This window comes from Chimaeribacter sp. YP20170169, assembly GCF_056739715.1.
Genome location: NZ_CP176824.1, coordinates 1,894,179 through 1,920,402 on the forward strand (window position 1 = coordinate 1,894,179; position 26,224 = coordinate 1,920,402).

Sequence of the window (26,224 nt, forward strand, 5' to 3'; positions counted from 1 at the left end):
CGCTCCCATTTCGTAACGCCTTTTTTATCTCCTCAGCGTCTCAAGATTTTTATATAAAAGGAAAGTGGCAGGGTTGAACCCCCGTTATTGAATATAGCCATTTGCAATAAGCGCCTTTTAATAAGGGAGGCAGTTAAGAAATAGGGCGTTATAAGCTGGCCCTATTTTTTACCTGTCCCATTCTTTGACCATTACATATTAATTATTGAATATCTATGGATGACTTAACGCTGCGTTATTATGACGCCGAAATGCGCTACCTGCTTGAGGCAGGAGAAGAGTTTGCCCACGCCCACCCGGACAGAGCGGCCATGTTGAATCTGGATAAGGCGAGTGCCCGCGATCCCTACGTGGAGCGACTGTTGGAGGGCTTTGCATTTTTAATGGGGCGGCTTCGTGAAAAGCTTGATGATGACCTGCCGGAATTGACCGAAGGATTGGTCAGTTTGCTGTGGCCACACTATTTACGCACCATTCCTTCAATGTCAGTGGTGGCATTCACACCAGATTGGCAACAGATGAAAGAGCCGATGCACATTGAGAAGGGGTTCGAAGTGTTGTCACGGCCAGTCGGGGAGAAGGGCACCCGCTGCCGTTATACCACTACCCGGGAGGTGAATGTGTTGCCGCTGGCCCTTGACCGGGCCAGGCTCACCACTGACGGCGATGGCCGCTCTGTGGTGAACTTGCGGTTTGTTTGCAGTCCCCTGGCTGACTGGAGCCGCATTGATCTGAGCCACCTGCCGCTCTATTTCAATGCGGATGCGCCGCTGGCCTGCGCCATGCATGAGGCACTCGTGATGAATGTTGCCCGGCTCTGGCTGCGTCTGCCGGGCATCCCGGATCGCCAACCCCTGGAGGGGTACTTCACCGCCTTGGGTTTTAGTGAAGATGACCATCTCTGGCCAAAAGATACCGGCAATTTCAGCGGCTATCAGTTGTTGCTGGAGTATTTCACCTTCCGCGAGAAATTTATGTTTACGGGCTTTCGCGGGCTTGAGCGGGTGGAGCTGCCGCCAGCATTGCCATGGTTTGAAATTGACATCGTGCTGACGAAACGCTGGGAACACGATTTCACCTTCAGCGAAAAGCAGCTGCAACTCAACTGTACGCCGGTGATTAACCTTTTTTCACTGGAGTCAGATCCGCTGACGCTTGACTCACTACAGACGGAATATCTGCTACGCCCAATGCGCATACAGGATGGGCATACTGAGATTTACTCTGTGGACTCGGTGATCTCATCCGGCAACCACGCCTATGTGCCTTTCTCCAGTTTCCGCCATAAGGGCGGCATGATGCGCCATGAGGCACCAGAGTACTACTACCACACCCGGGTGCGCCGTGGGCCATCCGGGCTGCACGATACCTGGCTCATCCTCGGCGGTGAGGCGTTTGACTCCCACAGCGTGCCGGAACGGGAGAGCCTCTCCCTGACGCTGACCGGCACCAACGGGCAGCTCCCCCGACGGGCGCTGCAAAGCACGGTGCTGGATACGTTGATGAAAACCACCGAGGCCCAGATTTGGGTGCGCAATCTCTGCCCGCCCACCTTGCCGTGCTATCCGCCCGATCGCGATCGCTTCCACTGGCGGGTATTGAGCCACCTGGGGGCAGGCTTCCTGTCACTGTTGGATAACGCGGACGTACTGCGTGGTACGTTGGCGCTGTATGAGTGGAGTGACAGTGAGATGAACCGCCGCCGGCTGGAGGCGATTCTGGACGTTCGGCACAGTGAAATTGAACGCTTTGAGCAGGGATACCTACTGCGTGGGGTGCAGATAGAGGTGACCCTCGATAGCCATGGCTTTGCCGGTACTGGTGACATCTGCCTGTTTGGTGAAATGCTCAGCCGCTTCTTTGCCCTCTATACGGATATCCACCTGTTTAATAAGTTGATCTTTATCATTCAACCCACCGGAGAGCGCCTCGAATGGGCAGAGAAGCACAACCGCCGTATCCCCGGCTGACCCCTCGGCTTGAGGCAGAACTGGCGCGAATCAATTTCTATCGGCTCTGCCAAATTCTGGAAAAACAGCATCGGCAGCGGCCGCCGTTGGGTAGCACCCCCCATCCCAGCGATGATCCTGTGCGCTTTTCGCCACATCCGGGCATGGGTTTCCCCATCAGCGAATTGAAAGCGGTGGAGTACAGCGAGGGCAATGCTACGCCCCCGGTTATCCGCACCACCTTTATGGGGATGTATGGCGTAGACTCCCCTCTGCCCACCCTGTATCTCGACGACATTAGCCAGCGGCGGGAGGGGCACGAGGCGCTACAGGCCTTTCTGGATATTTTTAACCATCGCATTTTGACGCAGTTCTATCGCATCTGGCGTAAATACTCCTACCCGGTGACCTTTCAGGCCGGCGGTGGGGATGCGCTTTCACAATCGCTGCTGGGGTTGGCGGGACTGGGGATACCCGGAACAGAGAAGCACGTCGCCGCGCCGCTCTCCCGCTTTTTGGCCCTGCTGGGGCCACTGCACCTGCCAGGAAGAACGGAGGGGGGCATCAGGGCGGTGGTACAACTTCTGGCGCCGCAGACCGAAGTGACGGTCAGCCCACACTCCCTGCGACGCGTGCCGATCGCGCAGCCGCTGGGGTTTACCGAGGAGGGCATAGTGCTGGACGGCAATACCCCCCTCGGCGATGAGATGATGGACGCCAACAGCCAGTTGCTGATTGCCCTGCATACCGAGAGTGAGCAGGAGGCGAAAGCCTGGATGCCTGATGGGCAACTCTTTCAGGATTTGGTGGCGATGCTGCGGGTCTATCTGGGCTGGCGCTATATCGCCAACATTACCTTGACGGTCAGCACCCATCTGCTGCCCCCACCGCAACTGGGCACAGAGAACCTCTGGCTGGGGCTGGGGGGCGTGCTTGGCATGGAGGCACAACATACCCCAGCCGATCTTCCCTCGCGCGTTACCTTCGAACTTGGGCATTACCACGGCTTGGCGCCGGCAACATCAACAAAAGGAATTCGACGTGTTACCTATCAGTTCGCTTAAAACCACTTACTGTCTGCTCCCTGCATTGATCCTTGGCCTGACGGGCTGTGGCCTGACACAGAGTGTCACACAGGGCACAACCTCGACAGTGAAGTCTATTTTTTATAAGAAGATCATCACGCTGCATCTGGATTTCACGGCCCGTGAGGCGTTGAATACCGACAGTACCGAGAATAACTCCCTCTCTGAACCTGTGATGGTGCGGGTCTACCAGCTCCAGGATCGTAAGACTTTCGATAAGGCCCTCTATCAACAGCTGTTGAACGAAGGGGACACCGTACTGGGCAGCGACCTGTTGGCGCGCCGCGATGTGGTGCTGAAACCGGGTGGGGATGTGCTGCTGGACATGCCGATGGAGCCGGGAACAACATTTGTCGCGATTGTTGGGTTATTCCGCCATCCGGATATGGCCACCAACAGCTGGAAACAGGTGCTCACACTGGATGAACTGGATCCCGATAAGCCACGCGTCATTGAGGCCGGGCATAACAGCCTGACGCTTCGGGCGGAGGCGCAGCGATGACCAGTTATCATGCGCCTTCACTCTATGAGATGCTCTACGGTAACTTCGCGGGTGGCCTGAATCTGGAGGCGGTCAGTGAGCAGGAGCAGGTCATCCTGTCGGTGTTGGACAACATGCAGCGCATCCTGAATACCCGTGCGGGCAGCATCAAGCACCTGCCGGATTATGGCCTGCCGGATATGACCAAAATCCTCCAGGGGATGCCGGGTAGCGCCCATCAGTTGATGGATGTCCTAGCCACCACGCTGCTGAAATATGAGCCGCGCCTGAAGGGCCTGAACGTTCTCCTGCTGGAGCAAGCCATACCGGGCGAGCTGATCTATGCCATTGACGCCGAGTTGAAGGGCGTGGGTCTGGTGCGCTATGGCACGGAGTTCATCCCAGAGGGCCGGGTACTGCTGCGTCATTTGAAGCAGCAGCACTTTATCCAGTCGGGTGCAAGGTGGTAACCGACCCCGCAACATCGCCAATAAAAAAGCCCCGCTTAGCGGGGCTTTTTTATTGGGCCGGGGAGAGGCTTAGCCGTTGATTACCACGCCGCCGTTGACATGGAGGGTCTGGCCGCTGACGTAGGAGGAGTCCTTGCATGCCAGATAGACATAGGCCGCCGCCAGTTCAGAGGGCTGGCCGGGGCGCTTCATCGGCGTCTCGGCACCAAACTGGGAGACATGCTCCTCGTCAAAGGTCGACGGGATCAGCGGCGTCCAGATGGGGCCGGGCGCCACCGAGTTAACGCGGATACCGCGCTCAACCAGGTTGGTCGAGAGGGAGCGGGTGAAGGCGGTGATCGCTCCTTTGGTAGAGGAGTAATCAATCAGCTTGGGGTTGCCGCGGAAGGCGGTAATGGAGCTGGTGTTGATAATGGCGCTGCCCTCTGGCAGATACTTGAGCGCCGCCTGTACCAGATAGACCATGGAGAAGAAGTTAGTGCGGAAGGTCTTTTCCAGTTGCTCTGCGCTAATCTCTTCCGGCCGCTCTTTGGGATGCTGTTCACCGGCAATGTTCACCAGCACGTCCAGCTTGCCGAAGGCCTGCACCGTCTTCTCCACGGACTCCACGGCAAACGCCTGATCGCCCAAATCGCCGCGGATCAGTAACGGCTCAGGGCCATACTTCGCCGCCAGTCGCTGGGTCTCTTTGGCATCCTCATCCTCTTCCAGATAGACAATCGCCACTTGCGCGCCCTCTTTGGCGTAGGCGATGGTCACCGCCCGGCCAATGCCGCTGTCGCCGCCGGTGACCAGCGCCACCTTGTCTTTCAGCTTATCGCCGGCACGGTAGTCGGCGTCATCATACAGCGGCTGTGGATCCATCGGCGCTTCGCGGCCGGGTTGCTCATCCTGATGCTGTTTGGGCAGGGTCTGTTCGCTCATATCTCCTCCTTACTGAGTGAAAAGGGGAAGCGTGGCTTCCCCGATAGTCATAGGGTCATGCCGGGACGCTGGCCGCCTTGGCGCTGCGTGACCAGACGCGGTGCTCCTCCATGGCGTCCAGGAAGGCCTGCAACAGCGCACTCTCCGCTTTATCCTCCTCAATGATCCCCTCTTCAGGCTGCGCGTCATCAATGCCGAGCAGCGGCTTGATGCGGCGGGCGTCGCCACTCAGGCCGATCACTTTCAGGTGCTTGTATGCTTCCAACAGGAAGTGGCGGGCATCGCCATCCAACAGCAGTGAGTCAATGTTGCCGTTCGGCACCAGCACGGCGTCCACCGTGATGGAGGGGGTGTTGCTGAAGGTGCCATCCACCGGGATGGAAGAGCCGTCATCCGCCAGCACCTGGCCGATATGGCGTGCCAGCAGCTTGGCGTGTACCCCTTCTGCCCGCAGCGCCTGCAACATCTCCAGCACGTCGGCGGCATGGGCACCGTCGCTTAGCAGTATCGCCACAATACGGCCTTTCAGCACGCCGTCACCGGTGGCATAGAGGCTTAGCGTCTCATCCTTGTCGAGGCCATTGACGTCATGGGGCTGGGGATAGTTCTGGCAGCTCTCCGGCAGGGTGAAGCCAAGGTTCTCGGCCACCTGTTGCGCCAGGTCGAGATCGACGCGGGCCAGCAGGTCAACCACCCGCTCACGGATATAGGCGCGGCCCACCTTGCTTAGCTCAAACGAGAAGGCACCGACAATGTGCTCCTGCTCAATCGGCGTCTGGCTCAGCCAGAACAGGCGCGGCTGCGAGTAGTAATCCTCAAAGGATTCGCTGCGCTCGCGCACCTTGTGCCCCTCAACGCGCTCATAGTGGCTCTCAAACCCGCCACCGGAGGCCGCCGGCGGCGTTTCGCGCGGCCAGTTGTTATTGATGGAGTTCGGCTCATAGTTGGCCGGGTTGGTGTCGATCTCCATCCGGTGCATGCCGTCGCGCTGGAAGTTGTGGTAGGGGCAGGTGGGGCGGTTGATCGGGATCTCATGGAAGTTCGGCCCGCCCAGACGGCTGATCTGGGTATCGAGATAGGAGAAGAGCCGCCCCTGCAACAGTGGGTCGTTGCTGAAATCGATGCCCGGCACCACATGGCCGGGGTGGTAGGCCACCTGCTCGGTCTCGGCGTGGAAGTTGTCCGGGTTGCGGTTCAGCACCATTTTGCCAATGATCTCGACCGGCACCAGCGCCTCGGGGATCAGCTTGGTGGCGTCCAGCAGGTCAAAGTCAAACTTGAACTCATCCTCTTCCGGGATCAGCTGCACGCCCAGTTCATACTCGGGGTAGTCGCCGGCTTCAATCGCTTCCCACAGGTCACGGCGGTGGAAATCGCTGTCTTTGCCAGCCAGTTTTTGCGCCTCATCCCACAACAGCGACGCCTTGCCCGCCAGCGGTTTCCAGTGGAAGCGCACAAAGGTTGAGATACCTTCCGCATTGATAAAGCGGAAGGTGTGGATGCCGAAGCCCTCCATGGTGCGGTAACTGCGCGGAATGCCGCGATCGGACATCGCCCAGAAAACGTTGTGTAGGGTTTCCGGTTGCAGCGACACGTAGTCCCAGAAGGAGTCATGGGCGCTGGCACCCTGCGGGATCTCGTTGTGCGGCTCAGGTTTTACCGCGTGGACGAAGTCCGGGAACTTATGGGCGTCCTGGATAAAGAACACCGGGGTGTTGTTGCCGACCAGGTCATAGATGCCCTCATCGGTATAGAACTTGGTGGCGAAGCCGCGGATGTCACGCACGGTATCGGCAGAGCCGCGCGAACCCTGCACCGTGGAGAAGCGCACGTAGACCGGCGTCTGTTTCTGCGGATCTTGCAGGAAAGCGGCCTTGGTGACGTGGGCCATTGATTTGTAGGGCTGGAAGTAGCCATGCGCCGCCGAGCCGCGCGCGTGGACGATGCGCTCCGGGATGCGCTCATGGTCGAAGTGGGTGATCTTCTCGCGCAGGATGAAATCTTCCAGCAGCGTTGGGCCACGCTTGCCAGCGCGCAGGGAGTTCTGGTCATTGGCAATTTTGGTGCCCTGATTGGTGGTCAGGGCCTGACCCGCGCCCTGTTTGCGGTGGGCCTCCAGCGCGTCCAGTTTCTCGTTATGGATATCCGCGCTTTTCATGCTGCCCGGTGCGGTCGGCTCTTTGCCGGGCGGTGTCGGGGCAGGCGAGGGGCGGTGCGAATCGTCAGCCGGGGCCAGATCACCCAGACCGGGCTTGGATTGGCGGCCATCGGTCGCCGGTGCCTGGTGTGAGGCGGTTTTCAGGGTTGTATGATGACCTTTGATTTTCGACATTGAACAATACTCCTTTCGGGCAGCTTTTTTGATTGAAGATCTTTGCCTTCAATGCGTGCGTGAGGTGATGCAATCACTAACTATAGGACACCCAGCTGACTTAACGCAGATTCTCGGACAAATCAGGCCATTAACCACCGGCTGGCAGCGGTTACGCTCAGTGGCGCGATACCGTGCCAATAAGTCTAGCGTGAATTAAGTCAAATTATCTGGTGGAAAAAGAGACAATGAAAAAATAAGGCACCATTTTTATTGTGGGTAAAGGAAATATCGCCAAGGGGCGACAAGTTAGAATAAGCGGCAAATGTGGCTGTTATTTAATCAAGTCAAGAGCGGGTAGGGTAAAATTAAACGAAATTCCCATGACAAAGTGTGTCACTATTAAGAATGTTCTAAAAAAATCGTTGGCTTAGCGTATTTGGTCTAATGTGCGCTATATTCCTGCATTGACTTTTGCTTGATGAAAACTTGAAATAAGCGCCGCGCAGGCCGGGCCTGCCGCTTATTTTTTTACCTTGCGTTATTTATTGGGGAAGACATGATTGCCAGTCGGGTTTTACGTGCATTACCACGCACCGCCTTGGTGTGCGGCGCAGCACTGTTCAGCATGAACAGTTTCGCAGACACCTCTCTCTTTACTGCCCTGGATGACCCATCCACCGCAAAAAAGACATTTGAAGGCAACGTGCAGGCCGGGTACAGCGCCCAGACCGGCAACACCAAAAACTCGGTGCTGAGTGCCGACACCACCATGACCTGGTTCCAGCCGGACACCGCCTACAGCCTGTGGGGCTCGGCGCGTAACGCCTCGTCCAACGATGAGCGCTCCTCTGAGAAGTACCAGGTAGGTGCGCGTACCCGCTACAACCTCTCCGCGGACAACTACCTGTTTGGTCAGGCGAGCTGGCTAAGCGATCGTTACAACGGCTACCGCTCCCGCTCCATCGGCACCCTCGGCTATGGCCGTCAGGTGCTCAACGGCCCGATCCACACCCTGCGTCTGGAAGTGGGCCCGGGCGTGCGCCATGACGAATACCAGCAGGGTGGCAACCAGACCCGTGCGCTGGCCTATGGCGCGCTGACCTATGACTACCAGCTCTCCGACAACGCCAAGTTCACCCAGGCACTCTCCGTGCTGGCGAACGATGAGACCACCCTCAACTCCGAAACGGCGCTGAATGTGGCGATCAACAAATCCTTCGCCCTGAAGCTGGCGTATAACGTCACCTACAACACCAAGCCGCCGTCCAGCGCGCCTGAGAAGACCGATACCACCACCACGATCTCACTGGTGTATAACCTGTAATAGGTTGCCCATGCGTAAAAACCGCTGGCCCTCCGCCGGCGGTTTTTTTATGGGCGTAGATCAGGTAGAGCGGCAATAAAAAAACCGGCGCATCGGCACCGGTTTTATGCTGCTAACCCGTTGGCTGGGCTGCATAATTAATTGTCGGCAGTCTGCCGGTGGAAAAGTTCGCGGAATACCGGATAGATATCCGCCTGCTCGCGAATATGTTGCATGGCAAAATTATCAAATTTGGCCTGCAACGCCTCATATTCCCGCCACAAGGTCTGGTGGGCGCGGCGGGTTATTTCGATATAGCTGTAATAACGCACCATCGGCAAGATCTTCTTCGCCAGCAACTCATGGCAAAGCGGCGAGTCATCCGCCCAGTTGTCCCCATCCGACGCTTGCGCCGCATAGATATTCCACTGGGCAGGGTCGTAGCGCTCCTTCACCACCTCATCCATCAGTTTCAGCGCGCTGGAGACAATGGTGCCGCCGGTCTCCTGCGAGTAGAAGAACTCCTGTTCATCCACCTCTTTCGCCTGGGTGTGGTGACGGATATAGACCACATCCACATTTTTGTAAGTCCGGCTCAGGAACAGATAGAGCAGGATGTAGAAGCGCTTGGCCATATCCTTGGTGGCCTGATCCATTGAGCCAGAGACATCCATCAGGCAGAACATCACCGCCTGGCTGGAGGGCTCGGGGCGCTTCTCGTAGTTCTTGTACCGCAAATCAAAGGTATCAATGAACGGTACGCGCTCAATCTTCTGGCGCAGCTCGGCAATCGCCTTGCGCAGTCGCTCCTCCTCCAGCAACTGCACCGGCTCCTGATTTTCCAGATCCGTCAGTTCGGACTCCAGATCCTTCAGCTCGCGGCGCTTGCCAGCGGTCATCGCCGTGCGGCGCGCCAACGAGTTCTGCAATGAGCGCACCACGCTGATGTTGGCTGGCACCCCGTTGGAGGTAAAGCCGGAGCGGTGGGTCTTGAACTCATTGAGCTGCTTGTACTGGTTCTTCTTCAGGTTGGGCAGTGCCAGATCCTCAAACAGCAGGTCGAGGTACTCGTCCTTAGAGATCTGGAACACAAACTCATCCTGACCCTCGCCATCCTGGCTGGCGTTGCCCTGACCGCTGCCGCTGCCGCCCCCGCCGCCTTGGGGGCGCTCGATACGGTCATTTTGCACGAAGTGGTCGTTCCCCGGGTGCACGCGGTGGCGGCGGCCACCGCGTCCCTGATGGAACATCGGTTCGTTGATATCATCTGTGGGGATAGAGACAGACTCCCCACTCTCCACGTCAGTCACCGACCGCTTGTTGATGGCCTCGGCAATCGACTGTTTGATCTGCGACTTATAGCGACGTAAAAAGCGCTGGCGGTTCACCATGCTTTTGTTCTTGCCGTTCAGCCGTCGGTCAATAAAGTATCCCATATCTCCCCCAAACGACGTTGCCACGCCCTCCATGATGAAGCGATAACTGCTTACGACGATTTTCTGACGCGCAGATACCATTCACACAGCAAACGAACCTGTTTGCGCGTATAACCTTTCTCCATCATTCTGTCGACAAAGTCATCGTGTTTTTTCTGCTCATCGGTCGAGGTCTTGGCATTGAATGAGATGACTGGCAGCAACTCCTCGGTATTGGAGAACATTTTCTTCTCGATTACCGTGCGCAATTTTTCGTAGCTAGTCCAGTTCGGGTTGCGGCCATTGTTATTGGCGCGTGCGCGCAGGACGAAGTTAACGATCTCATTGCGGAAATCTTTCGGGTTGCTGATGCCGGCCGGTTTTTCGATCTTCTCCAGTTCGGCGTTGAGCGACTCACGGTCAAACAGCTGGCCGGTGTCCGGGTCACGGTACTCTTGGTCCTGGATCCAGAAGTCAGCGTAGGTGACATAGCGGTCAAAGATGTTCTGGCCATACTCGGAGTAGGACTCGAGGTAGGCGGTCTGAATCTCTTTGCCAATGAACTCCGCATATTTCGGGATAAGGTAGCCCTTCAGGTGCTCCAGATACTTCTCAGCCTGATCTTGCGGGAACTGCTCACGCTCAATCTGCTGCTCCAGCACATAGAACAGGTGCACTGGGTTGGCCGCCACCTCGGTGTGGTCGAAGTTGAAGACCCGCGACAGGATTTTGAAGGCGAAGCGGGTGGAAAGCCCATTCATCCCCTCATCCACGCCGGCATAGTCGCGGTACTCCTGATAAGACTTGGCCTTCGGATCAGTATCTTTCAGGCTCTCGCCGTCATATACCCGCATCTTGGAGTAGAGGCTAGAGTTTTCCGGCTCTTTCAGGCGCGACAGGATGGAGAAGCGCGCCAGTGTTTCCAGGGTGCCCGGCGCGCAAGGCGCGTGGGTCAACTCACTGTGGTTTAGCAGCTTGTCGTAGATCTTCATCTCTTCCGACACGCGCAGGCAGTAAGGCACCTTGACGATGTAGACACGGTCAAGGAACGCCTCGTTGTTCTTGTTGTTGCGGAAGGTGACCCACTCCGATTCGTTGGAGTGCGCCAGGATGATGCCGTTGAACGGCAGGGCGGAAATACCCTCGGTGCCGTTGTAGTTGCCCTCCTGGGTGGCGGTCAGCAGCGGGTGCAGCACCTTGATCGGCGCCTTGAACATCTCCACGAACTCCATGATGCCCTGGTTGGCGCGGCACAGCGCACCGGAGTAGCCATAGGCGTCAGGATCGTTCTGGGCGTGGTTCTCCAGCTTGCGGATATCGACCTTGCCGACCAGCGCGGAGATGTCCTGATTGTTCTCATCGCCCGGTTCGGTTTTGGCGATGGCGATCTGCTCCAGGATCGAGGGCCAAACTTTTACCACCTTAAATTTGGTGATGTCGCCGCCAAACTCATGCAGCCGTTTTGCCGCCCAAGGCGACATAATGGTACCGAGGTAGCGCGAAGGAATGTTGTACTCTTTGTCCAGGATATTGGCATCTTCCTGTGGGTTGAACAGGCACAGGGGATGGTCGTTCACCGGGCTGCGCTCGCCATTGGCACTGAGCACATAGATAGGCACGCGTTGCATCAGCGCTTTTAAACGTTCGGCCAGTGACGATTTACCGCCACCCACCGGCCCCAATAAGTAGAGGATCTGTTTCTTCTCTTCCAGACCCTGCGCGGCGTGTTTCAGGTAGGAGACGATCTGTTCAATCGCTTCTTCCATCCCATAGAACTCTTCAAACGCCGGGTAGCGTGCGATAACACGGTTGGAAAACAGGCGGGATAAGCGTGACTCAAGCGCGGTATCCACCATCACTGGTTCACCGATAGCTGTGAGCAAACGTTCCGCCGCGTTGGCATAAGCACTGCGATCTTGCCGGCAGATGGTAAGAAATTCCTGCAGTGTGAACTCTTCGTCCTTGGCAGCTTCATAGCGCTGACGGTAGTGGTCAAAAATGTTCATAGCGATGCCCGTCCTGTTGTTTTGGTTGGGAACAAAAATTAAGAGCTTCTGTTTTTGGGTAAAATAATGAAACTCTTACCTTATTGTTATGGACGGCTATTAGCTAAAGAGCAAGTGACTTTTCAGGCGATAAAGTAGGCGTGCCGCGCAATAAAACAGCAATAAATGGTCATTAAGACCGCAATATGGCTACTTTGCAGACGATAGTGCGGGAATATTATCTTTATTTATGTGAATAAGCTGACCTATCAAGAAATTCTTTCAATAGTAAATTTTTGCAGGCCATCAAGTTTAGTGGCGGCCGTCACATCCGCTTTTGCCAGACACGCTTTAGGATTCTCCTTAGGTCAGCGGGGCGCTAAGCCAGACGACAGAAGGGCTGCCGGCGGGGTCACCCCCCGTGCCTGATTGCTGAGCAGCCTAAACCGCCTCCATGACGGTCAGATGACATTCTGACCTTGCCATTGACTCTTTTTTGGACCGGCGTTTTGTTAAATGGTGCCTTAATGAGCAGGGATATTCGCACTGTTATTAGGTTTGTCATAAAATTCAGGCGGATTTATTGATAACATTAATGGATAAAGTGTGAAAATTTCCCGTTTAACCTTGTTGCCACTGATGGCCGGTACACTGTTTAGCCAGTTGGCGGCAGCCGATACCTTTTCTCTGGGGGCGTCCGCGCTGGTCAGCCCAAACCCATACCGTAGCGAGCAGGACCGGGTCTATCCGGTGCCGGTGGTGAACTACGAGAGTGATAAATTCTTCTTCCGCAGCCTGATGGCCGGGTACTACCTGTGGAAAGACCCGACCCACCAGCTCAGCATCAATGCCTTCTACTCGCCGCTGCACTTCTCACCAAGTGACAGCGACAATGACCAGATGGAGCGCCTGAACAAGCGCCGCGCCACGCTGATGGCCGGCTTGGGTTACAGCTATAACGCTGACTGGGGCACCCTGCGTACGCTCTTCACCGGTGACACGCTGGACAATAGCAACGGGCTGGTGGGCGACGTCGCCTACCTCTACCGCTTCAAACAGCAGAACTGGAGCCTGACCCCGGCCGTGGGCGTCACCTGGAACAGCAAAAACCAGAACCGCTACTACTACGGCGTCAGCAGCGATGAGTCGCGCCGCAGCGGTCTGGATAGCTACCACCCGGATGACAGCTTCACGCCTTACGTTGAGCTGTCGGCCACCTACCAGATCTCCCCGCAGTGGAACGCCTTCGCCATGGGCCGCTATGTACGCCTCTCTGATGAAGTGAAAGATAGCCCGATGGTGGACAAATCTTGGACCGGCATTCTCTGGACGGGTGTGACCTACACCTTCTGACCAGAATGCTGGTGAAATGACCAAACGGGGCTACGGCCCCGTTTTTTATTGCTACGCTGAACGCTACAAACCAGTATCAGGAGGCGCAATGTCGGAGAAACATGTCACACTCCCGGATGGGACACGGCTGCCAGCCATCGGGCAGGGAACCTGGAACATGGGCGAACGCCCAGAGCAGCGCCCGGCCGAGGTGCGCGCGCTACAACAAGGGCTAGACGCGGGCCTGACGCTGATCGACACGGCGGAGATGTATGCCGATGGCGGGGCGGAGGAGGTGGTGGGGCAGGCAATCGCCGGGCGGCGCGAAGAGGCGTTTATCGTCTCCAAGGTCTACCCGCACCATGTCGCCGGCCACAAGGCAGTGCAGGCGTGTGAAAACAGCCTGCGGCGGCTGAAGATTGATCAGATCGATCTCTACCTGTTGCACTGGCGGGGCAGTGCCAGACTGGAGGAGACCATTGCGGCGATGGAGAACCTGCAACAGAGCGGCAAGATTGCCCGCTGGGGCGTCTCGAATCTGGACACGGACGAGATGGACGCGCTGTGGCGTTTGCCCGGCGGTGACCAGTGCCAGACCAATCAGGTGCTCTACCATGCGGCCTCGCGGGGCATTGAGTTTGACCTGCTACCTTGGTGCGGCGAGCACGGGCTTCCGGTGATGGCCTACTGCCCGCTGGCACAGGCGGGCCACCGTTTGCTGGAGGAGGGCACCCTCAATCGGCTGGCGGCGGAGCATGGCGTCAGCAGTGCCGAGGTGGCACTGGCATGGGTGATCCGTAATGGGCAGGTGATGGCGATACCCAAGGCAGTGCAGCCGCAACATGTGGCACAGAATGCCCGTGCGCTGGCGTTGACGCTGTCGCCCGAGGACATGCTGGCCATCAATCAGGCGTTCCCGCCGCCTGAGCGCAAGGCTCCGCTGGCCGTGATATAAAAAAAGGAGCCATCTGGCTCCTTTTTCATGCGTTACGCCGGACGGCGCACCCGCAGGGTGGTGGCGAGGCGCGCCGGTTGGCCGGGCTTGCTCACCTGTGGCGTGCTGACGCAGCCGGTCTCCACACAGACCATGGTCTTGTAGCTGTCATCTGCCATGTCCGCCATGCTGGCAGAGAGCTCCGCGCCGGGGTTCCAGGCGATCACATCGCTGTGCTGGTGGTGCTCCACCTCAATCTCACGGTTTAACGCTGAATCAAGGATCAGGCTGGTGGCCTGCGGCTGGGTGTAGACGCGATCAACGCGGCCGGGGAAGGTCAGATCGCCCTGTTGTTCACCCTCGATGCCATCACGGACCTTGTCGATGTAGTGGTTACCCAAACCACGCACCGCGACGGCGTCAATGTCGCCAATCTCAAAGTAGCTGTGCAGCGCGGCAGTGGTGGTGAAATCGCCGCTGGACTCCAGCTCGATATGGCAGGTAGCACCCAGCGTGAAACGGGCCACCAGCGTAAAGGCGTGCGGCCACAACTCACGGCTCTGCGGGTTGTCCTTCAGGGTGAAGGTGAGGGTGACACCCTCTGGCGTTTCGCTGTGGTCAGTGAACTCCCACGGCATATTGCGCGCAAAACCATGCGACGGCTTGCCTGCCGGGCCAAACCATGGCCAGCAGATTGGCACGCCACCACGGATGGCGGTGCCCGGCTCGTAGGCGCTATTGGCGCTCAGCCACAATACCGGCTGTTCGCCCGCCGGTTGCCATGCCAGCAGGTGCGCGCCCTGCAAGGCCACGGCGGCACGGCACAGCGGATGATCCACCACGATCACCGGCAATTGGTCGAGCTGGCGCTCACTGAGGGTGGCGGTAATGGGTTTGATTACGGGAAGGGTAAAAATGTGCTGATTCATCGTCATCTCCTTTCAACAAGAAAACATGCCCGGTCTGGGGCCACACCAATAAAAAAGGCGACTTAGCGTCGCCTTTTCTTACTCTGACTGGATGCTCACTTATTTGGAGATGTGGGCAATCAGGTCCAGAACTTTGTTGGAGTAGCCAGTTTCGTTGTCGTACCAGGAAACCAGTTTCACAAAGTTGTCGTTCAGCGCGATACCGGCTTTCGCGTCGAACACGGAAGTCAGTTTTTCGCCGTTGAAGTCAGTGGAAACCACTTCGTCTTCGGTGTAACCCAGCACGCCTTTCAGCTCGCCTTCGGCAGCAGATTTGATGGCTTCACAGATCTGAGCGTAGGTTGCCGGTTTTTCCAGACGGGCAGTCAGGTCAACCACGGAAACGTTAGTGGTCGGTACGCGGAACGCCATACCGGTCAGTTTGCCGTTCAGCTCAGGGATAACTTTACCCACGGCCTTGGCTGCGCCAGTAGAGGACGGGATGATGTTCTGGGATGCGCCGCGGCCGCCGCGCCAGTCTTTGTGGGACGGGCCATCGACGGTTTTCTGGGTAGCGGTGGTCGCGTGAACGGTGGTCATCAGCGCTTCAACGATACCGAAGTTGTCGTTGATGACTTTCGCCAGCGGTGCCAGGCAGTTGGTGGTGCAAGAGGCGTTGGACACGATGTCTTGGCCTTCGTAGGCTTTGTGGTTAACGCCCATGACGAACATCGGGGTGTTGTCTTTGGACGGGCCAGTCAGCACCACTTTTTTCGCGCCAGCGGTGATGTGTTTACGGGCAGTTTCGTCGGTCAGGAAGATACCGGTCGCTTCTGCTACCACGTCAACATTGACTTCGTTCCACTTCAGGTTAGCCGGGTCTTTTTCAGAGGTACAACGGATGGTTTTACCGTTAACGACCAGGTGACCGTCCTGTACTTCTACCGTCCCGTTGAAGCGACCGTGAGTAGAGTCATACTTCAGCATGTAAGCCATGTACTCTGCGTCCAACAGGTCGTTGATAGCAACGATCTCGATGTCAGAGCGTTCTTGAGCAGCACGGAAAACAATGCGGCCGATACGGCCAAAACCGTTGATACCTACTTTGATAGTCATATATTCCACCAGCTATTTGTTAGTGAATAAAAGGTTGGTTGTAAAATTACAAAAACCTTAACGAGCGTCAAGCGGAATCGTGTCAATTGTTGCTATAAGTCAAAGCTGCCTACTCCGATTGTACGCTTATCACCCGCCCCGGTTTTTGCCGGCTCTCTGCATTTCTGACAACACAAAACCTGGGAAAGAGCCGCCCCGCCTACATATATGTGATCGGCATCACACATCATGTGCGCGTTGCCTTTATGGCATCAAGTTTAGGCCAAAATAGGCTGTGTGGTTGTTAATTTTTTGTTATTATTAAACGTTATCTTATTTGCAATGTCGTCAGCATAAGAAGGGCCATCATGACTAAAGAGAACGAACAGGCAGAAAACCCTATCCAACTCAGTGAGATCCAGCGCTATGTCACCCAGCAGCGTGGCACTGAGGCCCCCTATACCGGCAAGTTGTTGCACAACGAGCGTGAAGGGATCTACCACTGTTTGTGCTGCAATGCGCCCCTGTTTTACTCTGATGCCAAGTATGACTCCGGCTGTGGTTGGCCCAGTTTTTATGAGCCGGTACGTGATGATTCGATTAAATATATTGATGATTATTCACACAACATGCACCGCATCGAGATCCGCTGCATGCAATGTGATGCCCACCTTGGCCATGTTTTCCCCGATGGGCCACAACCCACGGGTGAACGCTACTGTGTCAATTCTGCGTCACTGAGCTTCACCGATGGCGAAAGCGGCGAAAAAACCGCAGGCTAATGGCCACATCTGGTTAACAAAATCGATTCAGCCAATTATTCATTGGTGCGCCGAAAAGAGGAATAAATGCGTGGAAATAGATGATCTGATTGCTGCCATGACCCCGGAAATTTACCAGCGTCTGGTGCAGGCGGTGGAGCTTGGCAAGTGGCCGGATGGTGTACCGCTGACCGAGGCGCAGAAAGAGAACAGCCTGCAGGCGGTCATGCTCTATCAGGCCCGCCACAACCAGGATGCACAGCACATGACCATCAACACTGACGGCCAGTTGGTGATGAAGAGCAAGCAGCAGCTGAAGCAGGAGTTTGGCATCACTTCGCCGCTGGCAACGCTTAAGCCACAGTAATAGGGCGCGCGGCCACCGCGCCCCCCATGATCAGTGCGCGCCCATCTCAAAGCTTTTCAGCGCAATCAGGTGCGCGCCCTGTTGCTGCATCTCCTCAAACGCCCGCTCGCTGTCATCCGGTTGCAGATTGACCCCGCGGCACCCCTCGGTGATCAGTGAGGTGGTATAGCCGAGCGCCAGCGCGTCCAGTACGCTGTACTTCACGCAGTAGTCAGTAGCCAGCCCCATCACCACCAGCGTGGTGATCCCTTTCCCCTTCAGCCAGCTGTCCAGTTCCGTCTCGGTGCGGCGTCCATTGTCAAAGAAGGCGCTGTAGCTGTCGACATCCGGGTTTTGCCCCTTGCGGAATACCTGATCGATGCCCGCCAGATTGAGATCCGGATGGAAATCCGCCCCCGGCTGATCCTGTATGCAGTGCTCCGGCCACCATACTTGTGGCAATCCCTCCAGCGTGCCGAGCGTGCCGGGCGCCTCACCAGAGTGGGTGGCGAAACTGCGGTGGGAAGCCGGGTGCCAATCCTGGCTGGCGACCACCGGCCAGCCGCGTCGGCGACAGACCTCAATGGCCTGATTGGCGACGGCAATCACCTGGTCACCCTCCTGCACGGCCAAGGCGCCGCCGGGGCAGAAATCATTCTGTAGGTCAATCAACAACAGTGCGGTACTCATAAACGCTCCTTGGTGAGTAGCTGGGGGAAAGGGCCGGGCGGCAGCGCCCGGCAAAGGGCATCAGACGACGTCAGTCAGCTCGCCGCGCAGGTTTTGCTGCATCAGGGTGCGGATCTCCTCGGGAGAGAAGGGCTGGCTCAGCAGGAAGTGCAGCTTGGTCAGTGCCGCTTCCACGGTCATGTCAAAGCCGCTGATCACGCCAGCATGGGCCAACGCGTTGCCGGTGGCGTAGCCGCCCATGTTAACACGGCCGGTCATGCACTGGGTCAGGTTGACCACCACGATGCCGCGCTCAGAGGCCTGACGCAACTCATCCAGCAGCGCGGGTTTCTGCGGCGCATTGCCAACGCCGTAGGAGCGCAGGATCAGCGCTTTCACCGGCTGGCGCAGGAAGTTGCTCACCACTTCGCCGGAGATACCCGGATAGATGGTGACCACGCCGATCGGCTGCGGCGTGATGTGGTGCACCTTCAGCGGCGCGGCGGCGGCGGGCAGGGTCGGCGTCGCCAGCCGGCGGATATGGATGCCAGCCTCCAGCAGCGGCGCCAGGTTAGGCGAGGCGAAGGCGTCAAAGCCATCGGCATGGGCCTTGGTGGTGCGGTTGCCGCGGTAGAGCTTATTGTTGAAGAACAGGCACACCTCTTTCACCGGGTGGTTGGCCGCCAGGTAGAGGGAGTTAAGCAGGTTGATCTGGCCGTCAGAGCGCAGCGCCTCCAGCGGGATCTGCGAGCCGGTGACGATCACGGGCTTGTCGAGGTTCTCCAGCATGAAGGAGAGCGCCGAGGCGGTGAAGGCCATGGTGTCGGTGCCATGCAGGATCACAAAACCATCATACTCATCGTAGCGCTGGCGGATGTCATCGGCGATATGCTGCCAATCCTCTGGCGTCATGTCTGAGGAGTCAATCAGCGGGGCGTACTCATGGATGGTGAAATCCGGCATCTCCGGGCGGTGGAACTCCGGCATGGCGGCCAGCAGCCGTTGTAGGTGGCCGGAAACCGGCACATAGCCCTGATCGGAGCGCTGCATACCAATGGTGCCGCCAGTGTAGGCGACGTAAATCGATTTCTTTTTCATAGGAAGGTCTTAATTACGCTTACGGGAATCCAACAAAGTATAAGGGCCAACGCCCCGAAAAAAAGCCCGGCATGACCGGGCTTGCATCGGGGGGACAGATTATTTCACGTCACCACAGGTCAGGCAGAAGGCATACCGGTTCTGCGGGTCGTTCAGGGTGGTGAACAGGCCCGGCTGCTGCTTCATGGCGGTGGCCAGTGCCGTCAGCGGGGCGGGGATCCACGCCTGCATCGCCTGTGGCAGTACCGCCTGCACCGAGGCGCTCATCTGCGAGAAGATCAGGTCGCTGAAACTCGGGTCCTCAACAAACCAGTTCAGCTGCCAGGCCGGCAATTTCGCCAGTTCGGCGGCCTTCTTCACCGCGTCATCGAAGTCACCCAACTCATCGACCAACCCGTTGCTCTTGGCATCCACGCCTAGCCAGACATGGCCCTGGGCGATCTGGTCAATCTGCTCGGGTGTCTTGTTGCGCGCGGTGGCCACCAGCCCCAGGAAGGTGCGGTAGCCGCTCTCAATATTGAGCTGCATCATCTGCGCGAACTCCGGCGGCAGGGCCTTGGTGACCGCCAAATCCGCCAGCGGCGAGGTGGCAACGCCGTCGGTGTGCACGCCAATGCCGTCAAGGGAGTTCTCGAAGGTGTTCACCACGCCGAAGATGCCGATGGAGCCGGTCAGGGTGCTCGGGCTGGCGACGATGTAGTTGGCGGGCGTTGAGATCCAGTAGCCACCGGAGGCCGCCATGCCGCCCATTGACACTACCACCGGTTTGCCAGCGGCGCGTGCGGCGGCCAGCTCCTCGCGGATCACCTCAGAGGCGCTGACGCTGCCGCCGGGGCTGTTGACGCGCAGCACGATGGCCTTGATTTTGTCATCCAGACGCGCCTGACGGATCTGGGCCGCAGTGGTATCGCCCCCGACGGAGCCGGGTTCTTCCTGACCGTCGATGATGGCGCCATTGGCGAAGATCACCGCAATCTGCGGCTGGGTGTTGGTGGGCTGCGGCGCAGGCTGGTAGTCATAGATGCTGACCGCATTGATGTCGTTCTGGCGCTTGTCCCAGCCGAACGCTTTGGTCAGTTCGCGCTCGACCTGCGCACGGCTCGCCAGCTCATCCACCAGCTTGTTCTTCAGTGCATATTGCGCGGTATCGCCATTCACCGCTTGCAGGCCCTGCAACACACCGCCCGCGCCGGGGAAGAGCTGGGCCGGGGTCAGCTGGCGGTTGGCCGCTACGGTGTTCAGGTAGTTCTGCCACAATCCGCCGACCCAACGGCTATCCGCCTCGCGCGCCGCCGGCGACATGTCGTCACGGATCATCGGCTCTACCGCCGACTTATAGGTGCCAACGCGGAAGATATGGGTGCTCACCTTCAGCTTGTCGAGCAACGACTTGTAGTAGAGGGTATTGGTGGCGAAGCCATGCAGATCGACCGTGCCCTGCGGCGACAGGAAGATTTTGGTGGCGTAGCTTGCCAAGTAGTACTGGGTCTGGTTATAGCTGTCGCCGATGGCATAGACCGGCTTGCCGCTATCGCGGAACTCGCGCAGCGCCTTGCCAATGTAGTTCAGCGAGGCCTGATCGGTGCCGGTAAAGTCATTTAGCGAGAGCACCAGCCCAGTGATATTGGGATCGGTTTTGGCCTGACGCAGGGTCTCCACCAGATCAAACAGCGAGTTCTCCTGCAACCGCCCGCTGGAGGCCCCCAGCAGCTCGCGGCCCCACTGGCGCAGCTTATTGTTGACCGAGGGCTTGTCCACCACGCTGCCGCTGAGATCCACCAGCAGCGCGCCCTTGGTGAGGTTCTCTGCGGGCTTGGGCTGCAACTGGAAATAGATGCCGACCGCCACCAGAATCAGCAGGATCAGGAACAGGTTGAGAATGCATTCCCGAATAAAGTTGAGCAGGCGCCAGGTCCACCTGAAGAAACCGGCGATAATTCGCCACAATGTGCGCATGGGAACTCCAAAAAGGGGAAAAAGTGTTGCTATCCTAATGACCCACCGGAAAAAAGTCAGCTTTAAATCGTCTCTTCCTGTTGCAGCTGTGTGGGCGGATGGCTGTCAGTGGTAACACACTTATAACCTATGTTAACGTTGCGCACATGCAAATGGTCATCAGGAGAAACCCATGGATGCTTTAGATCTGTTGTTGAACCGCCGCTCGGCCTCACGTCTGGCGGCCCCGGCCCCGGCGGGGGAGGTGCTGCAAAACATTATCCACGCCGGGCTGCGTGCGCCAGACCACGGCGGCCTGCAACCCTGGCGCTTTGTGATCGTCGAGAATGACGGCCTCAACCGCTTCAGCCAGATCCTGCACAATGCCGCAGTGGCCGAGGGAATGGATGAGAAGGGCGTAGAGAAGGCGACGCAGGCTCCGTTCCGCGCACCCATGATCATCACGGTCGTGGCCCACTGTAAAGAGAGCCAGAAAGTGCCGAAGTGGGAGCAGGTGGTGTCAGCCGGTTGTGCGGTGCAGGCGATGCAGATGGCGGCGCTGGCGCAGGGCTTCAACGGCATCTGGCGCTCCGGTGCCTGGACGGAAGATGAGGGCGTGCGCGCCGCGTTTGGCTGTGAGGAGGAGGATGAGATTGTTGGCTTCCTCTACCTGGGCACGCCGCAGCTCAAATCGGCGACCCACGTGGTGCCGCCGGACAGCAGCCAGTTCGTCAGCTACCTCTAAACCCAGCGGCCGCCTGTGTGGCCGCTGGCAAAATGCGCGGCCCGTTCCACATGGGCTGCCCATCCCTTACCAATCCGCCCGCCAGCCGTTATCCTATGCCAATTGCTCAATCCTGAAGGAGTGGAGATGAGACTGTTTCCCCTGAATAGGCCGCCTGTGGTGGCTGACTGCCCGGCCGCAGGTGACTGATGCGGTTGTTTATTGCTGAAAAACCGAGTCTGGGGCGTGCCATCGCGGACGTCCTGCCCAAGCCGCACCGCAAAGGTGACGGCTATATTGCCTGTGGCAATGACCAGGTGGTGACCTGGTGCATTGGCCACCTGCTGGAGACCGCGCAGCCAGATGCCTACAATGAGCGCTACGCCCGCTGGTCGCTGACGGATCTGCCGATCATCCCGCAAAAGTGGCTGTTGCAGCCGCGCCCGTCCGTCACCAAGCAGCTGAATGTGATCAAGGGCCTGCTGAAGCAGGCTGACGAAGTGATCCACGCTGGCGACCCGGATCGCGAGGGGCAGTTGCTGGTGGATGAGGTGCTGGAGTACCTCGAACTGGCCCCGGAGAAGCGCCAGCAGGCAAAGCGCTGCCTGATCAATGACCTCAACCCGCAGGCGGTGACGCGCGCGGTGGAGCGGCTGCGTGACAACCGCGACTTTGTGCCGCTCTGCGTCTCGGCGCTGGCGCGGTCGCGCGCCGACTGGCTCTACGGCATCAACATGACCCGTGCCTATACGCTGCTGGGGCGCAACGCCGGTTACGACGGCGTGCTGTCAGTTGGCCGGGTGCAGACGCCGGTGCTGGGGCTAGTGGTGCGGCGCGATGAGGAGATCGAGAACTTCGTGCCGAAGGACTTCTTTGAGGTCAAGGCGCACATCGTCACACCGGCCGAGGAGCGCTTCACCGCCCTCTGGCAGCCGAGCGACGCCTGCGAGCCGTATCAGGATGAGGAGGGCCGCCTGCTGCACCGCCCGCTGGCAGAGCACGTGGTGAAGCGTATTGAGGGCCAGCCGGCGCAGGTGACCGGCTACAGCGACAAGCGTGAGTCGGAAACGGCACCGCTGCCGTTTTCGCTGTCGGCGTTGCAGATTGAGGCGGCCAAGCGTTTTGGCCTGAGCGCGCAACAGGTGCTGGACGCCTGCCAGCGGCTGTATGAGACCCATAAACTGATCACCTATCCGCGCTCCGACTGCCGCTACCTGCCGGAGGAGCACTTTGCCGGCCGGCAGGGTGTGCTGAAGGCGATCGGCGTGCACGCCCGTGACCTGCTGCCGCAGCCCGCGGTGGACAGCAACCGGCGCAACCGCTGCTGGGATGACAAAAAGGTGGATGCCCACCACGCCATCATCCCTACCGCCCGCAGCAGCGCGGTGTCGCTGAGCCAGGATGAGGCGCGGGTCTACCAGCTGATTGCGCGCCAGTACCTGATGCAGTTCTGCGCCGACGCGGTGTATCGCAAGTGCGTCATTGACCTTGAGATCGCTGGCGGGGTGTTTGTCGCCAAGGCGCGCTTCCTGGCCGAGGCGGGCTGGCGGGCGCTGCTGGGGGCAAAGGAGCGCGATGATGAGAATGAGGGTGCGCCGCTGCCAGTGGTGGCAAAGGGCGACACGCTACAGTGTGAGCGTGGCGAGGTGGTGGAGCGCCAGACGCAGCCGCCGCGCCCCTTCACCGACGCGACCCTGCTGTCAGCGATGACTGGCATCGCGCGCTTTGTGCAGGACAAGGCGCTGAAGAAAATTCTGCGCGCCACCGATGGGCTGGGCACCGAGGCAACGCGCGCTGGCATCATTGAGCTGCTGTTCAAGCGCGCCTTCCTGCACAAGCAGGGGCGCTTTATCCATGCCAGCGAGACCGGACGGGCGCTGATCCACGCATTGCCGGACATCGCCGCCCGGCCAGACATGACCGCCAACTGGGAGGCGACGCTGACCAAAATCAGTGAAAAGAGCTGCCGTTATCAGGAGTTCATGCAGCCGCTGGAGGCGACGTTGCAGGATCTGATCCAGCAGGCCAAACAGAACGGCGCGTCACCGGCCTTCCGCCGGCTGCCACCCGCACCCTCAGCGGGCAAGAAGCGCAAACCCCGCAGCGCCAAACCGACCAAAGCAAAGGAGAAAGGATGAAAATCTGGCAATTGATGGCGCTTGGTGGCGCGGCACTGATGCTGGCGCTGCCCGCGTCGGCGCATCGCCACGAGGAGCCGGCCACCGGCACTGGCACGACGGGCAATGTCGATGCGGTGGTATCACTGGATGGCTGGGGCGGGGCGTCCAACAGCCCGCCCTGTACGCGTTGCTGCGTCTACCAGGATGAGCGTTACTCCGAGGGGGCGTTGTTGAAGGTCGACGGGGAGCTGTTGCAGTGCGCCCGCGACCCGCAGGTCGTGGGCACCAATGATCTGATCTGGCAACGGGTGAAGTAGGTTTTAGCGCCCGGTGTGGGCGCGCCAGGCCACCAGCAGCGGAATGTCTGCCGGTGGCAGGTCGTAGTGTGCGGCCTGCTCCGGCGTGACCCACGCCAGCGCCTGATGGCAACTCAGGCGCAGCGTTCCGTGCCAGACCGGCACCCGCCAGGCGTGCAGGCGGATCTCCCGGTCACCCTGTTGCCAGCACTCGCTGGCAACATACTCACCCACCTCGGCCTCAATGCCCAGCTCCTCAGCCAGTTCACGCGCCAACGCCTGTGGCTGGCTCTCGCCCGGCTCCACCTTGCCGCCGGGAAACTCCCAGCGCCCAGGCTGATCGCGCGAGCCATCCCGTTGCGCCAGCAGCAGCAGGCCATCGCGCTCCAGAATACCGGCCACCACATCAATCGATCTCATCGCCTCTCCCTGCCCGGATTACAGCGCGAACTCTGCCCATACCGGCGCATGGTCAGAGGGCTTCTCCATCGCGCGGATGTCATAGTCGATGCCGGTGGCGATGCAGCGCGCCGCCAGGGGGGCGTTGGCCATCACCAGATCGATGCGCAGCCCGCGGTTTTCATCAAAGCCGCGTGAGCGGTAGTCGAACCAGGAGAAGCGGTCGTTGACCTCCGGGTGGGCGGCGCGGAAGGTGTCCACCAGCCCCCAGCTCTGCAGGCGCGCCATCCACTCACGCTCTTCCGGCAGAAAGGAGCACTTGCCGCCACGCAGCCAGCGCTTGCGGCTCTCCTCGCCGATGCCAATGTCCAGATCGGTGGGGCTGATGTTCATGTCGCCCATCACCAGCACCGGGTTATCGGTGGAGAGGGAGTGCTCAAGGTAGCTCTGCAAGTCGCGGTAGAACTTCTCTTTGGCCGGGAACTTGGTGGGGTGGTCGCGGCTCTCGCCCTGCGGGAAGTAACCGTTGATCACCGTCAGCACGCCTTGGCTGGTCTGGAAGTCCGCCATAATGATACGGCGCTGCGCCTCTTCATCATCGGTCGGGAAACCGCGGCGCACCGCCAGCGGTGCCTCACGGCTCAGCAGCGCCACGCCGTAGTGGCCTTTCTGGCCGTGGTAGAAGACGTGGTAACCGTGGCGGCTCACCTCCTCCAGCGGGAACATGTCATCGTGCACCTTGGTCTCCTGCAGGCCGATAACGTCTGGCTGGTGCTGTTCGATAAGGGCAGCAAGTTGGTGCGGGCGGGCGCGCAGCCCATTGATGTTGAAAGAGATAAACTTCATAGTCAAAGCCGTTCTGAATCTGAGAGTGAGCGGATGGTAGCAGATTCGTCCGGCGCGATCATCCGCGCGCGGCGTGCGGGTGATTTTCCTGTATTTCAGTGGCGCTCCTGTTTACCCTGTCTGCCTTTCAATGCCCGTTAAAGGAGAAATACCATGGAGATTACGATCCGCCCCGCTGAAGTGCGTGACGCCGCCGCCATCTACAACATGATTGTTGAGCTGGCCGTATATGAAAAAGCCCCGCATGAGGTGGTGACCGATGAGGCCGGAATTGCCGCCTCGCTGTTTGGGCCGGACAGCCACACCGAGGCGCTGATCTGTGAGGTGGAGGGGAAGGTGGCTGGCTACGCGGTCTTCTTCACCAGCTACTCCACCTGGCTCGGCCGCAACGGCATCTACCTGGAAGATCTCTACATCTCCCCCAACTTCCGCGGCACTGGCGCGGGCAAAACGCTGCTGAAGCGGGTGGCCCAACTGGCCGTGGCGCGCGGCTGTGGCCGGCTGGAGTGGAGCGTGCTGGACTGGAACCAGCCAGCCATCGACTTCTATGAGCGCCTTGGCGCGGTGGCACAGAGCGAATGGGTACGCTACCGGATGGAAGGGGAAGTATTGCGCGCCTTTGGTCAGCCAGATTCGGCAGCCTGATCGCGCGTATGCTTCCCGTGACAGTCACAGTCCTGCAAACTTGACGCGGCTGGCAGGGGATCGGCCGCGCATCCTGTCAAAAAAGGCGCAATTTATGGTGTGAAATCTCGCCATCAGGCGCAATAGTAGGCATCCAGTTTAAAACTCTGGTTATTGTGTCAACATTTTGTGACAGATAACTTCTTCCGGC

General features: G+C 58.7%; 24 protein-coding genes. 13 read left to right on the forward strand and 11 right to left on the reverse strand.

What is annotated here, in order from left to right; all coding sequences use genetic code 11:
* The first annotated feature begins 215 nt into the window (after positions 1-215).
* Genes tssF through tssE form a run of 4 tightly spaced genes read left to right on the forward strand, consistent with a single transcriptional unit; the run spans position 216 to position 3,985 of the window.
* The gene (tssF, locus tag ACK3SD_RS08430; RefSeq protein ID WP_481127444.1) at positions 216-1,970 is read left to right on the forward strand and encodes a type VI secretion system baseplate subunit TssF; all 1,755 of its coding nucleotides are present in this window, start codon (positions 216-218) and stop codon (positions 1,968-1,970) included.
* The gene (gene tssG / locus ACK3SD_RS08435; protein WP_481127445.1) at positions 1,934-3,013 is read left to right on the forward strand and encodes a type VI secretion system baseplate subunit TssG; all 1,080 of its coding nucleotides are present in this window, start codon (positions 1,934-1,936) and stop codon (positions 3,011-3,013) included. The genes tssF and tssG overlap by 37 nt, the downstream gene beginning before the upstream one ends.
* Positions 2,991-3,536 (forward strand): type VI secretion system lipoprotein TssJ, encoded by a 546-nt coding sequence (tssJ, locus tag ACK3SD_RS08440; protein WP_481127446.1) that lies wholly within the window; start codon positions 2,991-2,993, stop codon positions 3,534-3,536. The genes tssG and tssJ overlap by 23 nt, the downstream gene beginning before the upstream one ends.
* Positions 3,533-3,985, forward strand: coding sequence for a type VI secretion system baseplate subunit TssE (gene tssE, locus ACK3SD_RS08445; protein WP_481127447.1), 453 nt, complete (start codon positions 3,533-3,535; stop codon positions 3,983-3,985). Before tssJ ends, tssE begins: the two co-directional genes overlap by 4 nt.
* A 69-nt stretch (positions 3,986-4,054) precedes the next feature.
* On the opposite strand, the gene ACK3SD_RS08450 is transcribed toward tssE, so the two are convergent.
* On the reverse strand, positions 4,055-4,909 hold the full coding sequence (locus ACK3SD_RS08450; protein WP_481127448.1) for an SDR family oxidoreductase: 855 nt from the start codon (positions 4,907-4,909) through the stop codon (positions 4,055-4,057).
* A 55-nt stretch (positions 4,910-4,964) separates the two neighbouring features.
* Positions 4,965-7,241, reverse strand: coding sequence for a catalase HPII (gene katE, locus ACK3SD_RS08455; protein WP_481127449.1), 2,277 nt, complete (start codon positions 7,239-7,241; stop codon positions 4,965-4,967).
* Positions 7,242-7,779: 538 nt separating this feature from the next.
* Here katE and ACK3SD_RS08460 point away from each other — a divergent pair.
* Positions 7,780-8,547, forward strand: coding sequence for a DUF481 domain-containing protein (locus ACK3SD_RS08460; protein ID WP_137763131.1), 768 nt, complete (start codon positions 7,780-7,782; stop codon positions 8,545-8,547).
* Positions 8,548-8,684: 137 nt separating this feature from the next.
* Here ACK3SD_RS08460 and ACK3SD_RS08465 read toward each other — a convergent pair whose 3' ends face one another.
* Both ACK3SD_RS08465 and yeaG read right to left on the reverse strand, forming a co-directional pair.
* Positions 8,685-9,962, reverse strand: coding sequence for a YeaH/YhbH family protein (locus tag ACK3SD_RS08465; protein WP_137763132.1), 1,278 nt, complete (start codon positions 9,960-9,962; stop codon positions 8,685-8,687).
* 50 nt (positions 9,963-10,012) lie between these two features.
* Positions 10,013-11,947: a protein kinase YeaG gene (yeaG, locus tag ACK3SD_RS08470; RefSeq protein ID WP_137763133.1), complete on the reverse strand. Its 1,935-nt coding sequence runs from the start codon at positions 11,945-11,947 to the stop codon at positions 10,013-10,015.
* A gap of 618 nt (positions 11,948-12,565) precedes the next feature.
* Here yeaG and ACK3SD_RS08475 point away from each other — a divergent pair.
* Both ACK3SD_RS08475 and ACK3SD_RS08480 read left to right on the forward strand, forming a co-directional pair.
* The gene (locus ACK3SD_RS08475) at positions 12,566-13,279 is read left to right on the forward strand and encodes a MipA/OmpV family protein (protein WP_481127521.1); all 714 of its coding nucleotides are present in this window, start codon (positions 12,566-12,568) and stop codon (positions 13,277-13,279) included.
* 88 nt (positions 13,280-13,367) lie between these two features.
* Positions 13,368-14,213 carry an aldo/keto reductase gene (locus ACK3SD_RS08480; RefSeq protein WP_481127450.1) on the forward strand — a complete coding sequence of 282 codons (846 nt, stop codon included), beginning with the start codon at positions 13,368-13,370 and terminating at the stop codon, positions 14,211-14,213.
* Between the two features lie 32 nt (positions 14,214-14,245).
* Here ACK3SD_RS08480 and ACK3SD_RS08485 read toward each other — a convergent pair whose 3' ends face one another.
* Positions 14,246-15,121 (reverse strand): D-hexose-6-phosphate mutarotase, encoded by an 876-nt coding sequence (locus ACK3SD_RS08485; RefSeq protein WP_481127451.1) that lies wholly within the window; start codon positions 15,119-15,121, stop codon positions 14,246-14,248.
* A gap of 99 nt (positions 15,122-15,220) precedes the next feature.
* Positions 15,221-16,216, reverse strand: coding sequence for a glyceraldehyde-3-phosphate dehydrogenase (gene gapA, locus ACK3SD_RS08490; RefSeq protein ID WP_168195836.1), 996 nt, complete (start codon positions 16,214-16,216; stop codon positions 15,221-15,223).
* A gap of 347 nt (positions 16,217-16,563) precedes the next feature.
* Here gapA and msrB point away from each other — a divergent pair, with 347 nt between their 5' ends.
* Together msrB and ACK3SD_RS08500 are read left to right on the forward strand one after the other, a co-directional pair.
* A complete protein-coding gene (gene msrB, locus ACK3SD_RS08495) occupies positions 16,564-16,977 on the forward strand; it encodes a peptide-methionine (R)-S-oxide reductase MsrB (protein WP_481127452.1) in 414 nt (137 codons plus the stop codon).
* A gap of 70 nt (positions 16,978-17,047) precedes the next feature.
* Complete coding sequence (locus tag ACK3SD_RS08500; RefSeq protein ID WP_137763138.1) at positions 17,048-17,323, forward strand: YeaC family protein; 276 nt, start codon at positions 17,048-17,050, stop codon at positions 17,321-17,323.
* A gap of 30 nt (positions 17,324-17,353) precedes the next feature.
* Here the strand turns inward: ACK3SD_RS08500 and pncA are convergent, their stop codons facing one another.
* The 3 genes from pncA to sppA form a co-directional block, all read right to left on the reverse strand.
* Positions 17,354-17,992 carry a bifunctional nicotinamidase/pyrazinamidase gene (pncA, locus tag ACK3SD_RS08505; protein ID WP_481127453.1) on the reverse strand — a complete coding sequence of 213 codons (639 nt, stop codon included), beginning with the start codon at positions 17,990-17,992 and terminating at the stop codon, positions 17,354-17,356.
* A 60-nt stretch (positions 17,993-18,052) separates the two neighbouring features.
* The gene (ansA, locus tag ACK3SD_RS08510; protein WP_137763140.1) at positions 18,053-19,069 is read right to left on the reverse strand and encodes an asparaginase; all 1,017 of its coding nucleotides are present in this window, start codon (positions 19,067-19,069) and stop codon (positions 18,053-18,055) included.
* 99 nt (positions 19,070-19,168) lie between these two features.
* The gene (gene sppA / locus ACK3SD_RS08515; RefSeq protein WP_137763141.1) at positions 19,169-21,025 is read right to left on the reverse strand and encodes a signal peptide peptidase SppA; all 1,857 of its coding nucleotides are present in this window, start codon (positions 21,023-21,025) and stop codon (positions 19,169-19,171) included.
* Between the two features lie 172 nt (positions 21,026-21,197).
* Between sppA and ACK3SD_RS08520 the strand changes: the two genes are divergently transcribed.
* The 3 genes from ACK3SD_RS08520 to ACK3SD_RS08530 all read left to right on the forward strand — a co-directional run bounded on the left by ACK3SD_RS08520 (position 21,198) and on the right by ACK3SD_RS08530 (position 24,165).
* Positions 21,198-21,749 (forward strand): NAD(P)H nitroreductase, encoded by a 552-nt coding sequence (locus tag ACK3SD_RS08520; protein ID WP_137763142.1) that lies wholly within the window; start codon positions 21,198-21,200, stop codon positions 21,747-21,749.
* A gap of 188 nt (positions 21,750-21,937) precedes the next feature.
* Positions 21,938-23,866 carry a DNA topoisomerase III gene (locus ACK3SD_RS08525; protein WP_481127454.1) on the forward strand — a complete coding sequence of 643 codons (1,929 nt, stop codon included), beginning with the start codon at positions 21,938-21,940 and terminating at the stop codon, positions 23,864-23,866.
* Positions 23,863-24,165: a DUF1496 domain-containing protein gene (locus ACK3SD_RS08530; protein ID WP_481127455.1), complete on the forward strand. Its 303-nt coding sequence runs from the start codon at positions 23,863-23,865 to the stop codon at positions 24,163-24,165. The genes ACK3SD_RS08525 and ACK3SD_RS08530 overlap by 4 nt, the downstream gene beginning before the upstream one ends.
* Before the next feature lie 3 nt (positions 24,166-24,168).
* Here ACK3SD_RS08530 and ACK3SD_RS08535 read toward each other — a convergent pair whose 3' ends face one another.
* On the reverse strand, positions 24,169-24,564 hold the full coding sequence (locus tag ACK3SD_RS08535) for a pyrimidine (deoxy)nucleoside triphosphate diphosphatase (RefSeq protein WP_481127456.1): 396 nt from the start codon (positions 24,562-24,564) through the stop codon (positions 24,169-24,171).
* 18 nt (positions 24,565-24,582) lie between these two features.
* Positions 24,583-25,389 (reverse strand): exodeoxyribonuclease III, encoded by an 807-nt coding sequence (gene xthA / locus ACK3SD_RS08540; RefSeq protein WP_137763145.1) that lies wholly within the window; start codon positions 25,387-25,389, stop codon positions 24,583-24,585.
* 153 nt (positions 25,390-25,542) lie between these two features.
* On the opposite strand from xthA, the gene ACK3SD_RS08545 reads away from it, so the two are divergent.
* Positions 25,543-26,034, forward strand: coding sequence for a GNAT family N-acetyltransferase (locus tag ACK3SD_RS08545; RefSeq protein WP_137763146.1), 492 nt, complete (start codon positions 25,543-25,545; stop codon positions 26,032-26,034).
* The last annotated feature ends 190 nt before the right edge of the window (positions 26,035-26,224 follow it).